The organism is Nitrosococcus watsonii C-113, from assembly GCF_000143085.1.
GTDB lineage: Bacteria > Pseudomonadota > Gammaproteobacteria > Nitrosococcales > Nitrosococcaceae > Nitrosococcus > Nitrosococcus watsonii.
Genome location: NC_014315.1, coordinates 3,054,848 through 3,068,146, shown reverse-complemented (window position 1 = coordinate 3,068,146; position 13,299 = coordinate 3,054,848). Strand labels below are relative to the sequence as shown.

The 13,299-nt window shown below is 49.3% G+C and carries 18 protein-coding genes; 12 read left to right on the top strand and 6 right to left on the bottom strand.

Features of this window, described 5'->3' with window-relative positions; all coding sequences use genetic code 11:
- Window positions 1–249: 249 nt before the first annotated feature.
- Genes cas1f through NWAT_RS17660 form a run of 3 tightly spaced genes read left to right on the top strand, consistent with a single transcriptional unit; the run spans window position 250 to window position 4,641 of the window.
- Window positions 250–1,137: a type I-F CRISPR-associated endonuclease Cas1f gene (cas1f, locus tag NWAT_RS13995; protein ID WP_013221691.1), complete on the top strand. Its 888-nt coding sequence runs from the start codon at window positions 250–252 to the stop codon at window positions 1,135–1,137.
- Window positions 1,134–2,606: a P-loop NTPase family protein gene (locus tag NWAT_RS17665; RefSeq protein ID WP_232420149.1), complete on the top strand. Its 1,473-nt coding sequence runs from the start codon at window positions 1,134–1,136 to the stop codon at window positions 2,604–2,606. Before cas1f ends, NWAT_RS17665 begins: the two co-directional genes overlap by 4 nt.
- Before the next feature lie 46 nt (window positions 2,607–2,652).
- The gene (locus NWAT_RS17660; protein WP_232420148.1) at window positions 2,653–4,641 is read left to right on the top strand and encodes a P-loop NTPase family protein; all 1,989 of its coding nucleotides are present in this window, start codon (window positions 2,653–2,655) and stop codon (window positions 4,639–4,641) included.
- Between the two features lie 23 nt (window positions 4,642–4,664).
- On the opposite strand, the gene NWAT_RS13985 is transcribed toward NWAT_RS17660, so the two are convergent.
- A complete protein-coding gene (locus NWAT_RS13985; RefSeq protein ID WP_013221690.1) occupies window positions 4,665–5,522 on the bottom strand; it encodes a DUF4743 domain-containing protein in 858 nt (285 codons plus the stop codon).
- A 120-nt stretch (window positions 5,523–5,642) separates the two neighbouring features.
- Between NWAT_RS13985 and NWAT_RS13980 the strand changes: the two genes are divergently transcribed.
- Window positions 5,643–5,855 (top strand): type II toxin-antitoxin system RelE/ParE family toxin, encoded by a 213-nt coding sequence (locus tag NWAT_RS13980; protein ID WP_013221689.1) that lies wholly within the window; start codon window positions 5,643–5,645, stop codon window positions 5,853–5,855.
- A 2-nt stretch (window positions 5,856–5,857) separates the two neighbouring features.
- Window positions 5,858–6,541 carry a DUF1294 domain-containing protein gene (locus tag NWAT_RS13975; protein WP_232420147.1) on the top strand — a complete coding sequence of 228 codons (684 nt, stop codon included), beginning with the start codon at window positions 5,858–5,860 and terminating at the stop codon, window positions 6,539–6,541.
- Between the two features lie 304 nt (window positions 6,542–6,845).
- Here NWAT_RS13975 and NWAT_RS13970 read toward each other — a convergent pair whose 3' ends face one another.
- From NWAT_RS13970 to NWAT_RS13955, 4 genes are all read right to left on the bottom strand, one after another.
- Window positions 6,846–7,100 carry a Txe/YoeB family addiction module toxin gene (locus NWAT_RS13970; protein ID WP_013221687.1) on the bottom strand — a complete coding sequence of 85 codons (255 nt, stop codon included), beginning with the start codon at window positions 7,098–7,100 and terminating at the stop codon, window positions 6,846–6,848.
- A complete protein-coding gene (locus NWAT_RS13965) occupies window positions 7,097–7,348 on the bottom strand; it encodes a type II toxin-antitoxin system Phd/YefM family antitoxin (RefSeq protein WP_013221686.1) in 252 nt (83 codons plus the stop codon). Before NWAT_RS13965 ends, NWAT_RS13970 begins: the two co-directional genes overlap by 4 nt.
- Window positions 7,349–7,442: 94 nt before the next feature.
- Entirely contained in the window at window positions 7,443–7,715 is a 273-nt protein-coding gene (locus NWAT_RS13960; protein ID WP_013221685.1) for a Txe/YoeB family addiction module toxin, read from the bottom strand.
- Window positions 7,696–7,968: a type II toxin-antitoxin system Phd/YefM family antitoxin gene (locus NWAT_RS13955; RefSeq protein WP_013221684.1), complete on the bottom strand. Its 273-nt coding sequence runs from the start codon at window positions 7,966–7,968 to the stop codon at window positions 7,696–7,698. Before NWAT_RS13955 ends, NWAT_RS13960 begins: the two co-directional genes overlap by 20 nt.
- Window positions 7,969–8,210: 242 nt before the next feature.
- Between NWAT_RS13955 and NWAT_RS16850 the strand changes: the two genes are divergently transcribed.
- From NWAT_RS16850 to NWAT_RS13930, 5 genes are all read left to right on the top strand, one after another.
- On the top strand, window positions 8,211–8,372 hold the full coding sequence (locus NWAT_RS16850; RefSeq protein WP_013221683.1) for a hypothetical protein: 162 nt from the start codon (window positions 8,211–8,213) through the stop codon (window positions 8,370–8,372).
- A gap of 421 nt (window positions 8,373–8,793) precedes the next feature.
- The gene (locus tag NWAT_RS13945) at window positions 8,794–9,036 is read left to right on the top strand and encodes a type II toxin-antitoxin system HicA family toxin (RefSeq protein WP_013221682.1); all 243 of its coding nucleotides are present in this window, start codon (window positions 8,794–8,796) and stop codon (window positions 9,034–9,036) included.
- Entirely contained in the window at window positions 9,033–9,386 is a 354-nt protein-coding gene (locus NWAT_RS13940) for a type II toxin-antitoxin system HicB family antitoxin (RefSeq protein ID WP_013221681.1), read from the top strand. Before NWAT_RS13945 ends, NWAT_RS13940 begins: the two co-directional genes overlap by 4 nt.
- 147 nt (window positions 9,387–9,533) lie before the next feature.
- A complete protein-coding gene (locus NWAT_RS13935) occupies window positions 9,534–10,184 on the top strand; it encodes a hypothetical protein (RefSeq protein WP_013221680.1) in 651 nt (216 codons plus the stop codon).
- A gap of 43 nt (window positions 10,185–10,227) precedes the next feature.
- On the top strand, window positions 10,228–10,557 hold the full coding sequence (locus NWAT_RS13930) for a type II toxin-antitoxin system HicB family antitoxin (protein ID WP_041350791.1): 330 nt from the start codon (window positions 10,228–10,230) through the stop codon (window positions 10,555–10,557).
- On the opposite strand, the gene NWAT_RS17655 is transcribed toward NWAT_RS13930, so the two are convergent.
- The gene (locus tag NWAT_RS17655; RefSeq protein WP_232420280.1) at window positions 10,479–10,727 is read right to left on the bottom strand and encodes a type II toxin-antitoxin system RelE/ParE family toxin; all 249 of its coding nucleotides are present in this window, start codon (window positions 10,725–10,727) and stop codon (window positions 10,479–10,481) included. The genes NWAT_RS13930 and NWAT_RS17655 overlap by 79 nt on opposite strands.
- A gap of 796 nt (window positions 10,728–11,523) precedes the next feature.
- On the opposite strand from NWAT_RS17655, the gene NWAT_RS13925 reads away from it, so the two are divergent.
- Window positions 11,524–12,618, top strand: coding sequence for a DUF4238 domain-containing protein (locus tag NWAT_RS13925; protein ID WP_013221678.1), 1,095 nt, complete (start codon window positions 11,524–11,526; stop codon window positions 12,616–12,618).
- 463 nt (window positions 12,619–13,081) lie between these two features.
- A complete protein-coding gene (locus NWAT_RS17155) occupies window positions 13,082–13,297 on the top strand; it encodes a type II toxin-antitoxin system RelE/ParE family toxin (protein WP_198342162.1) in 216 nt (71 codons plus the stop codon).
- Window positions 13,298–13,299 lie beyond the last annotated feature (2 nt).

Genomic DNA, 13,299 nt, shown 5'->3' with positions numbered 1-13,299 from the left:
GTTTAAAGCAATACCGTTTTGGTTTTATTTTTAAATAAAAAAATGTATCCATCGATCAAATCCCTCTTTACGGCTGAGCGTGCTAAAGTTATCGTCGCCTTCGGGCTAAAAATAATGCTTCATGAATAGGTTCACCGCCGTGCAAGTGAATTAGAAAAAGCGGAGGCGGTTTAGAAAGTTTTAGTTTTTTTATTGAATAGTCTTTCACCGCCGTATAGGTGGATTTGATGACACAGATAGGGTTATTTCATGCCGATACTGCCTTCCCACCGCCAGGGGCTTTATTATTTGGAGCATTGCCGGGTAATGGCCAAAGACGAGCGGGTGGTGTATGCCCGCCAGGAAGGTGCGTTCACCAAATTTTTTGCCATCCCGCCGGCGAATACCAATGTCATTCTGCTGGGTAGTGGCACTTCCCTGACCCAAGCGGCTGCCCGCCTGCTAGCAAGCGAGCAGGTGATGGTGGCGTTTGTGGGCGGCGGGGGAAGTCCCCTATTTCTGGCTTCTCAAAACGAATATCGGCCGACCGAATATTGCCAAGCGTGGATGCGCTTATGGCAGGACAATGACCAGCGCCTTAGGGTGGCTAAGACATTTCAAAGAAACCGGGCCGAATTTTTAATGCAGCAATGGCCCAAACTGGCAGAGCCGAAACCCCATAAAGCGAGTCTGGAAAAGCTGGCCGAGCGTTATCTGGCGGACATTGAGCTGGCCGGGGACAATGGAACGATCCTGGTCCAGGAGGCCAAGTTCGCCAAAGAACTTTATGGCCTGTGGAAGATCTGTCCTGGGGCTGAAAATTTCACCCGCGATCCTGGCAAGCGGGATTTTAACGACCCCTTTAACAGTTATCTTGATCATGGGAACTATCTGGCCTACGGGATTGCGGCAGCGGTTTTATGGGTTTTGGGAATTCCCCATTCCTTGCCGGTGATTCACGGCACTACCCGGCGCGGGGCTTTGGTATTTGATGTGGCCGACATCATTAAGGATACATGCGTGATGCCCATTGCGTTTCAATACGCGGCGGCAGGCCGCAGTGATCAAGAAATGCGCCAGGCGTGCATTGCCTGGCTTGACGAAAGCCATGCTATGACCTTTCTCTTCCAGTCCATCAAGCGCGTGGCCCGGCTGTGATTATTTTATTCGTCAGTGAATGCGAAAAAGCTGCCTGGAAACGCTCGCGCCGCATTCTATCTCGCTATGCGGTGCAAATCGGGCGGCGCACTTGGCTAGCACGGATTAGCGCGGAAGGTTTGCAAAACATACGCCGGGAATTAACTCAAGCGGCCAGCCGCCATACCTCGGTCGCCTGTCATCGCGTCAAGGGGCGTTACCAAACGGAGTTAGCCTGGGTGGTGGGCAGCCGCCGGCATTTTAGCCGGAATGGTGAGTTTGCCTTCAGCCATAGTGCGACTCCTTTGCCGAGCGTCAACGAAGAGACCGCGCCCGCCGTGCGGCTACTTAATCATCTTTGTATATTGGCCGGGCTTTTTCATGATCTGGGGAAACATGGCGCTTGCTTTCAGCGCAAACTACGGGATGAAAACAGTAACCAAAGCGATCCTGTGCGCCACGAGAGAATATCGCTTTTGCTGCTGTTGCGGCTTATCATTTTAACTGCGCTACCCGCCGCCGAGGATAACCCACCACCGGTCGAGCCTACCCCCAAAAGACGCCGCCGCCGGGTTGCCGGCGCTAATCATAACCTCTCCAAACCTGCCCTTGGTTTGGCCAGTCTTAAAGACGAGCAATGGCTCGCGGCGCTTACCGACTCCAAAAAAATTTATGAAGCCCTGCATCGGATATGGAAGGAAACGTCCCATGATCACTGGCGGGAACTCATGCCCATTGAAGGGAGCACGTTACGTCCACAATGGAGTTCAGCAGAGGGTGATCGGGGTTTAGCGCCTTTGCTCAGCGTACTCTGTTTTTTGATCATATCTCATCACAAATTACCGGACGGACATGAAGATAGCTTTGCGCCGCTGGAAAAAACCTACCTTAACAGATCCCAGGAATTGCAGGATGGACTACGGCTAGCCACGGATTATCGTCCCGCCTGGTCACAATCGCCAAGATGGGTCAATGAGATTATCAAACATGCCCGGCGTGCCCGTTACCTCTTACAGGAACACGCGCTTCCTATCCGGGATCGCGTGCTTTGGTATAGCGCCGCCCGCTATATGGCCCGCTGCGCCCTCGTTTTGGCGGATCACAGCATTTCCAGCCAGGCGAAAAGGGAACTCCCTGTCAGGCCCCAATCAGCCCAGGCGCAGGTTTGTTTCGCCAACAGCCAGCAAGGACAATTACGACAAACGCTGGCCGCCCATTTGGAACGAGTCGGCAAACTTTCGGGAAAAGCCTTCAACCAGCTGCATCAACTTCAGCATAATCGCAAAGCCAGCACCATTGAAACCTCTCCCCTCGCCCTGACCGTTCCAATTAAAGAAGAAGCCTTTAGCTGGCAGCAAAAAGCCGAACGCAAGGTGCTCCAAATCCAACGGCAAGAAGATAACGCCAAGGAAGGCTTTTTCGCGCTTGTAATGGCCGAAACCGGCTCTGGCAAAACGCGGGGTAACCGCCCGCATTCTAGCCGCCGCTAACCGCCATCAAAATTATCGGTTAACAGTTGCTTTGGGACTGCGCACCTTGACCTTGCAAACTGGCGATGAATACCGTGATGATTTGGGGTTTGGCAAGATGCCTGATGCCGTGGGGAATCAATGCGCGATCATGGTGGGTGGCGCTTTAACGACCGCCCTTCATGGGATGGCGAATGCCGGGGAAGAGACAGGCGCCGAAAAAGGAAACGACCTGTTTTCCCAGGAAGAACAAGCCGGCGTTGAAAGCAGCGCCCTGGACGACTCCCTCTATGAAGGAATCACCGGCGAATTTGATTTCGATTACGATCCTGACGCCCCCTGGCCAGAAGATATAATCGCGCCCAATAATCCCAAACTTAACCACCTGCTACAGGTTCCTGTTCTGGTCTGCACTATCGATCATTTGATGCCGTTTCTGCAAAGCCAGCGGGCATCAGCGGCCGTCCTGGGTTTTCGCATGGCGGGATCGGACTTGATTATTGACGAAATCGACAGTTTTTCCGCCGAGGATTTACCCGCATTATTAAAACTTGCCTATGTGGTGGGTTTCAACGGGCGGAAATTGCTGCTTTCTTCCGCTACCTTGCCACCGGCCACCGCACGCGCTTTCTACCGCGCCTACCAAACCGGCTTTAATCGTTGGCGGCAACTTCAAGGCATGGAATCGGGTCCTATCTGCTGCGGTTGGTTCAGCCACCATGCCACCCATATCAAATTAGCTTCTGTCGCTGATCATGCTGCTTTTACCAAGCAACATGATCGATTTATCCAGGCCCTGTTGCATACGCTACAGCAACAACCCGCGCGGCGGCGGCTGGATACCGTTCTCATACCCACTTCTGAAGGACCGGCAGCAGTTTATCAAAATGTAATGGAGAGTTGCAGGGAACTGCATCAACAGTGGGCGGACCACGATCCGGAAACCGGCGTTCGCTATTCCATCGGCTGCGTTCGCTGGAGCAATGTTGCCCATACCCGAGGATTTGCTCAGCACTGGCTTAATATGCCTGCTAATTTAGACGGCATTCAGGTAAAACTGATTTGCTATCATGCCAAACATTTACCGCTCATCCGCCATCATATTGAACAAACATTAAATACCCTTTTGAAGCGTAAAGAAGGGCAGCAAGCGCATGATCATCCAACTTTGCGCGCCCATTTAGAAAATTGTCGGCAACAGGGAAAAACCCACTTATTGGTTATTGTGAGTACCTCTCCCATATCTGAAGTGGGACGGGATCACGACTACGACTGGGGAATTGTCGAACCCAATTCTTACTGGTCTTTGATTCAAATGGCCGGGCGCATTTGGCGGCACCGGCGACATTGGGAAGCCCGTCAACCCAACATGCGGATAATGAGCCAAACCATGCGGGATTTAAATGAGCAACCCATGCGCTTTACCAAACCCGGGCCGGAGTCTAAGCACTTTAAACTATCTGACAGGGCCGAGACATTAGCGCAGATATTCGATTTGGAAAGCTTGCAAGGAAGTATTAATGCCCGCTTTACACTCCAAGAACCGCTGATTCAAGCTGAGAAAATCAAAAACCAGTATATTTATCCCGATATGCGCCAGCTTGAACATGGTCAGTTACAGAGACTTTTGGAAAGTACCGAGCAGTCAAAACAGGCTATGTCTTTTATTGAAGGCGCTCGTCCGCAAATGATATTGACCCAAAGACATAGTCAGCGTCAGTATTGTCCTTTCCGAAAAGATCAAAATCCGAACTTGCTCTGGTTTGATTGGGAAGACGACGGCGTCTGGAAATATCTTGGTAAGGGTAAAAAAAAGGTTGAAAGAATAAATGATAAAGTTCATGAACAACGCAACTACCCATGCCTTGCGCAATCTTATTTCGCCCCTGACGAACTTTCCCGGGATTCTTTACATGAAAAATGGCGGGAACAATTAGCCCGGAGAGGCGTGACTGACTCCCATACCATTAACGCGCTGCCTCTATCCATCGGGGATAATTTCGAACAAGGAAAACAACTATATTATAGTGATATTATCGGCTGGATTTTTTCTTAAGGAAGCGTTAAGAACTGCCCGGGTTACGCTTCCAACGGCACCCTCAAACCCGCCACCATTTCCAGATAATCGGGATGCTCGGGCGTAATAAATCCCCGGCGTATCAGAAAATCAATAACCACCAGATTGCAGTTTTTTTTGAATGAATGAGTCTCGCGGACTAGCGCCGCTACTTTTTCCATGGGCCATAGATAAAATTCCTCCACCTCGCCATCCTGGCACTGGGGCATGAAATCAGACGGAAGCTCCAAATCGTAGCAATACATCACATCCGGCTTGAAACCCTGGGCGGTTTCCATGCGGTAGGAAATATAGCCCACGGGAATCGCCTGGGCAGCGAGATCACTGGGGATGGCCGCTTCTTCCCAGCACTCTTTAGCCAGGTTTTCTCCTAGCGGAACTCCATGGGGCACACCGCCGGCTACCAGGTTATCGAGCTTGTCCGGCGCGTTCCATTTAGTGGGGGAGCGTCGGCCAATCCATATTTTTAACTGGCCCCCGTCATAGACAAAACCATTCAGATGCTGGCCAAAAGCCCGGATGCCAAAATAAGGAGCCGCTCCCCGGTCAATGGCAAATAGCGCCGCTTCCCGGGAGGAAGCAGTTACCGGATATTCTTCCCCATGCCAGCGGGGAAGAATGCCTTTTTCCAGCAAGGCTTTTAAAACGTCTTTTACCTTCTCTGTCCGGGTTGCAAAAGAGCGAAGATCAGGCGCGAGATACACCGCTGCCGGAGTCACCCGGAAAACCGCCGGCCAGCTTTGGAGTTTTTCCGCAAAAGAAGATCGGATATGGCCTACCTGAACCTCGTCTACATAAAAGGGACGGAAGTCCTTTAGAGTATAGCCATTGCAAGCCTTAATCTGATGAAGATAACTCATTATTTTTATGACCTCGAGGGCAATGGTAAAAATAAGTGCGTTTCCATGGGCGCGGATGTTCAGCAATCTTCCCTATTATAAATAAGTGCATATTGTATGCGGCGCCGATTACCGTAAGATATGATGACAGGCAAATCGCTCTGGCGTAAGGGGCTGAAGAAGTTCTATAAGTTCGGTTCGGCCTCTGGTGCTCAACCGCAATATGCGAGGCGATTGAAGATACGGCTAGTGGCTCTGGATATCGCCCATGTCATTGAAGATATAGATATTCTGGGTTTTAGTCTCCCTTCGTTGCAGGGTTGGGATAAAGGCCGTGAGGAAACACGCCTGTGAGAATGAAGGGAGAAATCGCATCCTGGAATGATGAAAAGGGGTACGGTTTTATCTCCCCTATGCGAGGCGGTGACCGAGTATTCGCGCATATCAAGGCTTTCGTGAACCGAGGTCGTCGGCCAGCGGTCGGTGATGCTGTGACCTTTTCCATGTCCACCGATGCGCGTGGTAGGCATTGCGCCAAAGAAGCCATCATTGCAGGTGTTCCGAAAACTGAAAAATCAAAGCGATCCAGTGCCCTGCCTAATGTGTTAGCGGCCGGCTTTTTGCTAATTGTTGTTAGCGCAGTTTCGGTGTCGGCAATCCCAATGCAGATCCTGTTACTCTATCTTGTTGTCAGTACCGCCGCATTTGGAGCATATGCTCTCGATAAATCGGCGGCTAAAAGAGGGGCATGGCGAACAAGTGAGAGTACGCTTCATCTGTTGGCCCTCGTTGGTGGCTGGCCAGGCGCGTTGATCGCGCAAAGCCGTTTACGTCATAAATCGAGAAAGCAACCATTCCGAGCTGTTTTCTGGGCAACCGTTGTAATGAACTGTGCAGCATTCGTGTGGTTGTTCACCCCGGAGGGTGCTAAGGCATGGCAGTCTGTCGTTTCTCTTGTAATAAACTGTGCGGAATTTATTTGGTTGTTAATACCGGAAGCTGCTAAGGCGTGGCAATTTGTCGTTTCTATGATCGCGTGAGAGCTATAAACTGAAAGAAAAATTATTGCAATTGAGCACTTTATCATTTTATTTCTAGCTTCCTCGCTGAGTATTGCAGGCAATCTATATGGAACGGGAGACACTTTTGGAAGTGGTTGGCGAATTGATAGTTCCGACAGCATAAGGGAGGGTGCTGGCGGCAATTCTAGGAAAGGGTGGCGTCAGCGTTAACTGTCTCAGTCAGTTATTGTAATCACATAATAAATCGCTAGCGCCTTAGGTTGCTCTCCGCGCAGTCCTCGGCTGCTCTGGTGGTAACTGAGCTTTGGTATTATGCGCCTGGTCAGTAATGGTAGCGAAGCTGGGCAATGAAGAGAGAATCTTCTTGGATTTTGTACACAATGCGGTGTTCTTCATTAATTCGCCGAGACCAATACCCAGAGAGTGCATGCTTTAGTGGCTCAGGCTTCCCGATACCCTCAAAGGGTTCGTGCGCAATGTGCTTTATGAGCGTATTGATTCTTTTAAGAATTCTTTTGTCAGTCTTCTGCCAGTATAGGTAGTCATCCCATGCGTTCTCGGCAAAGACCAGTTTCACTCCAGCAGTTCTTTTTCGCGTCCCTTGCCCATTTCTAACTCAGCAATCGATTCAATCAGCCTCCTAGTATTTTTGGGGCTTCTGAGCAAGTAGGCCGTTTCCTCCAATGCCTGGTAGTCCTCCATAGATATCATAACTACGGCACTTTCGCCCTTGCGGGTTATCGCAATGGGGGCATGATCGTTACATACTTGCTCCATCGTCTTAGCAAGGTTGCTGCGGGCGGCAGTATAGCTTATGCTTTCCATTTCAACTATCCTGTACATGTACTTAATAATGTACGTATCTTAGCATATATAACAAGTAAAGTAACCGGACGTCTTGCCACCGGTTCTTTAGGCGTTAGGGTCGGTCATAGTGTCCACCAATGGCGAATATATAAATGAAGTTTTCGTCGAAACGATATATTAGCCGATCTTTTTGCGAAATGCGCTTCGACCATAATCCGGAAAGGCCATGCTTAAGTAGTTCCGGTTTGCCCAAACCGGAAGACGGATCATCGGAATGGAGCATTTCCTTAAGTAGCTTGCACAGGGCTGTATGTAGCTTTTTATCCTTTTCACGCATGTTTTCATATGCTTCCCAAGTGTTACCCTCAAATACCAGTGATCTCATCCATTTGCTCGCCGGTCGGTTTGTAGCCTTGGCCACGGGTATGGGTTTCAAGAGAGGCGGCAATTTGCTGCATCAGGTTCTGACTTTGGAGTACATGCAACGTTTCCTGCTCTCTTTCCCAGTCATGGGCACTCAAGACCACAAACGCCTCGCCGGCCCGCCGCGTAACTTTGAGGGGTTCATGCCTGCTAATCACTTGTTCTACGAGGGTTTTCAAGTTTTCTCTGAATTTATTTACGCTAATGGTATCCATAAAATCGCTAATAATGTACGGAAGTACCGTACGAGTATAGCTTGAAAACCCTAACAAGGCCAAGCTTTAAGACTCAGTGTCAAGCAGCCCGTTGCTTAAAGATCTCCGGCGTGTCCCCAAGAAAGAGATTGCGAGAATCTTCAAGTCCATAGAGGCGCTTACTTTGGAACTTCGGCCCCCAGCGTCAGAAAAACTATCTGGGCAACAAAAATACCGACTCCGGCTGATTCACGGTAGTCGAAATGAAGCGTTGGATGAGTCCCTGTGGGGAACAAGAAATTCCAGGCATCCTTCAGGATCTCGATAAACTTCGTTTTTCTAATGCGGAAAATGCCCTCATGATTAACATTTCCGGCCAACCTGTAAAACAAATAGGCGCTCTCTTAGGGCGACTATTCGATTAGCTTGGTATTTCTACGATTGAAGTTTTTTCTCCGTGGAAAAGCAATTGCTTCCCTTTTTTGGCTAGCTGCGCTTATATGCTATGTCACCACCGAACTTGCTTTTACGAACAAACGCATGGTTGCGGAGTTTGGCTTTATTAGCCGGAGAACCATTGAGCTCAGTCTTAACAAAGATTAAGAGCTTCCAGGTCGGTCAAGGTATCCTTGGTCATTCAGCTATGACACCATTATGATTTCCGGTGCTGGCAATCCGCAGGCCCCCATTCCGGGTATCTAGCGTCCGATGATATTTCGTCGCTCCTTCATGGAGTACCAAGACCGTGAAGGCAACGACTAACAAATCACTGCAGCGGATGGCCCTGACGATCCGTCGCTGAGCGGCATTGCCCTATGATATCATCTGAAGTATCATACATGCTTCATGAGCAAGGCCGAAAAGTTACTCGCGAAGATGCGAACCAATCCGCGCGATTGGCGCATCGACGAGCTGGAAACGGTGGCGAAATGCTTCGGTATCGATGTTCGGAAAACTGGCGGTAGCCACTTTGTCTTTCTGCATCCCGATTCCGAACTGGCCGTAACGATTCCGTTCAAGCGCCCCATCAAGCCGGTGTACGTCACCCAGTTCCTTGCTTTGTTGGATGATATTGGAGCGGAAGAATGAAGAAGCATATTGAGTATCCTTTTGAGTTCCGCCCTCTCACCGATGAAGAAGGCGGTGGATGGCTAGTGAGCTACCCAGATTTACCGGGCTGCATGTCGGATGGTGAAACGCCCGAAGAAGCCATGGTTAATGGCAAGGATGCGCTGGCGGCTTGGCTCAAAGCTGCGGAGGAATCTGGGCGCGAGATTCCGAATCCCAGCGAGCTACCCAGCGGAAAGTTCATTGCCCGAGTTCCACGCAGTTTGCACGCTCGATTGACCGCACGCGCCAAGCAAGAAGGAGTGAGCATGAATGCCTTGGTATCGGCTTTTCTCGCCGAGAGCTTGGGCCGCCGGGAGGGCACAAAGTAGTGGCGCCTAACCAGGCGCCGCAGCGAACAACCGTTTGACCGGCAGAACCTCCTGCATAATCAGATGCCGCACATCCATTATCCAGGAGAATCCGCCAGTCAATTTCTCGATTATACGTAAAAAGGCCGGAGAATAGATCATCCATTAGTGCGCAAACTGCTTGACATTGCCTCCGCTCTGGATTGGAGCGATTGGATTACGGCTATTGCCACCTTGGTTCTGGCGATACTAACGTTCATCTACGTCCGGCTCACTCGGTCGATTTTGGCTACGCCATCCGATCCGTGCGTTGTCCTCACGGTGGTGCATGACGAAGAGCGTGTATCAATCCTTCAGCTCGTAGCCAAGAATATCGGCACCGGCTTAGCCACGGAAATTCGGTTTGAGTTCAACCATCCTGTACCAGATCGCGCCTGGGGCGTCGCAGAAAGTGATGCGAAAGAAGCCGTTGAAATGAAGCACGGCCCTCTTATCGAAGGCATTCCCGCATTGGGGCCGGGTGAAACACGAAGGATCGATTGGGGCCAATATGGGGGGCTGAAAGTAGCCCTCGCAGGAAAGAATCTTGTCGCAACCTTGCGGTTCAGAAAAGGCAAAAAGGAAATGCCCGCCATACGCTGTCCGCTCGATATCGAGTCCTATGCTCACACCGTCGTCGCCGAGAAGCCTGCGGTAAAAGCCGCGAAAGAACTAGCCGAAATCTCGAAGCATCTTAAGCAGTTAGCAGCTGTCCATAGCAAGCTCCGCATAGAAGTCATATCGCTACCAGAAGCGAAGGAACGAGATGGAAGCGTATAACAAGGCGGTCAAGTTTTAGCAGCAATAGAACGACTGGAGACTTATGATGATGAGAATTGATCAATACACGTATCGAATTTCATGGTCACAAGAAGATGAGGAATATGTCGCCTCCTGCGTTGAATTCCCAAGCTTAAGCTGGCTCGACACCACTCCGGAAAAAGCCTTAGCCGGAGTACGAAAAATCGTAGCTCAATGCGTCGAAGATATGAAGGAATCTGGAGAGGCAATACCGGAGCCACTATCGGTTAAGTCATTTAGCGGTCGTTTTATGGTTCGCGTACCGCCGCAGCTTCATCGGCAATTAGCAAAGCTGGCTGCCGAGTCCGGAGTTAGTCTTAATCGGCTCATTTCGCACAAACTGTCCCAATAACACCCAACAAGGCGCTGCAGTTGACCACCCAAGGCGCTGACGCGCTTTGGGCTCCCTATGCGCCCGGTCAATAATGGTAGCGAAGTTGAGGCAATGAAAAGAGAATCTTCATTGATTTGCCGAGACCAATACTCAGAGAGTACATGCTTTAGTGGCTCAGGCTTCCCGATACTCTTAAAGAGTTCGTGCGCATAAAAAAAAAGAAACAGCGAATCGTTCTACATTAAGCCTGTCATTTCTAGAAAATTACTCATGGGCATTAAAGGTGTAAATTTGGATATTTCCTCAAAAGACATCATCATCGGTATCATAAGGTCGGGTCGAAAGAGAAACCACCTTAACAAGGCAAATTAACTCGGACGCGCTCCCATGCGCAGCTAAGCTTAGGCGTTAACGTCGCTCAAAGGGGGTTGAAGCGAATCGCTTTAAGAAACAAAAATGAGAAAGCCTCAAAAAATAGGGAAGGGTCTTCATCACCCGAATCCCTACGTCAGTCAAAATATTATCTTAATTCCTACCCGCCTGAGTTAATGCTGAGGAATTTGATTCAATTCCTCGGTTTCCCTTAACGCACGCCAGTTCTTCTTTCTTAAGTTTTCTTCTGCCCTGGAAAAAAATCCAGATAGTTTCCGTATTGTTATTTTCAATTGGCTGCCGTAGGACGCGACGACTAACAACCCGCTGCGATAGGTTTCCTACTCAGGACAGTTAAAGTTTGCTGGCAGGGAGACGAACTTACTGAAAGTCGGTTTACTGTTTTTGATATGCCTGCGGATAATTTATTAACGAATATGCAGGCAAATTTGCCCTATTTTTAAGTTAATATCAACTTACCAAGGAAAACTTACCCAAAAAAATATTATTATGACGAAAATGCCTAATTTACTAGCTAATACCCACTTATCAGGGCATATGTGCCTAAGAATAAATTGTTAGGCATTTTCGAAGCAGGACGGGAGTGATTGTTTGCCAACAAATAAAAACCAGCATTTCGTGCCAAGATGTTACTTACGGCCGTTCTCGCATGAGGAGTCGGGCAAAGCGATCAGGGTATTCAATATTGATCGTGAACAAATAATAGAAGGTGCGGCGGTTAAGCATCAATGCTCTGGGTCCTACTTTTATGGTGAGGATAAGAAGTTAGAGGCTGCCATTCAGTCCATTGAACAGAAATATGCGGACACTCTGCGTAGAGTTCGCGAGCCTAGCTACAATGGGTTAGGAACTGATGACGAATTAATCCTTAAGCGGTTTTGGCTTCTGCAATACCTTCGCACAGAAGCTGCATCTAGGCGGGCTGTCGAGATGAATAATCAACTAGGAGAATTGATCGGTGCAGACTCATCTTTCAACCTAGAGATTCGTGCTGCAGTTTTAATGGCTATGCGTGTCTTTGCAAATGAAATGGAAGTAATCGATGACTTGAAGGTCTGCTTAATAAAAAATAATACTGAAACTCCATTCATTGCCTCTGACGATCCTGCGATCCTAGCGAATCGATGGTTCCAGACCGATAACCAACATCGTGGATCGACATTTGGACTGGCTTCAGCTGGGGCATTAGCTATCTTGCCCTTATGTAGGAATCTAATGTTCATAGCATACGACTCAGATGTCTACTCCATACTCAAAAATGCTGGCATCGTAAGAACCAAAAGAGAGAGTGATGTACAGTCACTCAATCAACTTCAGTTCTTGAACTGTAGAGCGAATATCTTCCCGGGCCAGATGTATGATCATGATGCGTTACGCCAATCCTTTCAGGCATGTGTAAATAATCGTCTAGAAAAAAGTCATGTGCTCCATTATTCGGTTCTAGATCAGACTAACGGTGACTATAAGCGATACCGGGTTATAGACAGCCCCGACGATGAAGATCATCAAGAAGCATTAGTTCATTCACAAACGCTTCACTCGTGTCCGCAAAATTGGCCCTTACTACTGCGATGGAGAAAAAAAGGTTTTGGCATGGTAAATGGGACAGGTATAGGCTGCATACGCCGGTCGCAAATTGACGAGCGTCGCGGCCCGTCATTTAAGAGAATGAATACAGGTCGTTAACCAGCCAATCCTAACCAGTGCAGGCACGGCGACACCCATTACATTGCGCCTTCGGCTCCATTGCATGGGCGCGCATGCTGCAGGCGTTAGGCAACACGATGAAAGCATGGAAACAGCCGACCTACTTCGGCCACTTGCAGTCAGGAGGCCAGTCTTTCACTCTGAAGCAGATTTTCAGCATGCGTTAGCGTGGCAGTACCATACGTCTAATCCAGCCTCTACGATCCGGTTAGAGAAACAGGTGGCGTTGAATGGCCGGCCAATGTATTTGGACTTGTTATGTTTCCCTTCAAATTTCCTGCCAAGGCTAGATAATAGTATGCCATTGGCGTATTGTTTACGATATACAAACAGTCGCCGAATTACTCGGCTATATCAGTAAATCGGAGAAATTGCTTACCGAGTTAGAACGCCAGGCTTTCGTGGCTCACTTGGCAGAGTTTCCTAAATCCGGTGCGCGGTCATGCAGGGTACAGGCAGCATTCGCAAATTGCGTTGGACGCGGCAGGGCTCCGGCAAAAGTGGTGGTGTTCGGGTCGTCTATTATTATCACGATGAGCGCATCCCGCTTTACTTGCTCACTGCCTTCGGCAAAGGCGAAAAGGATAATCTCTCCAAGGCTAAACGCAACGAGCTAGCCAAGCTGGTCCAACTACTCGTCAAGGTATGGAGGATATAGTT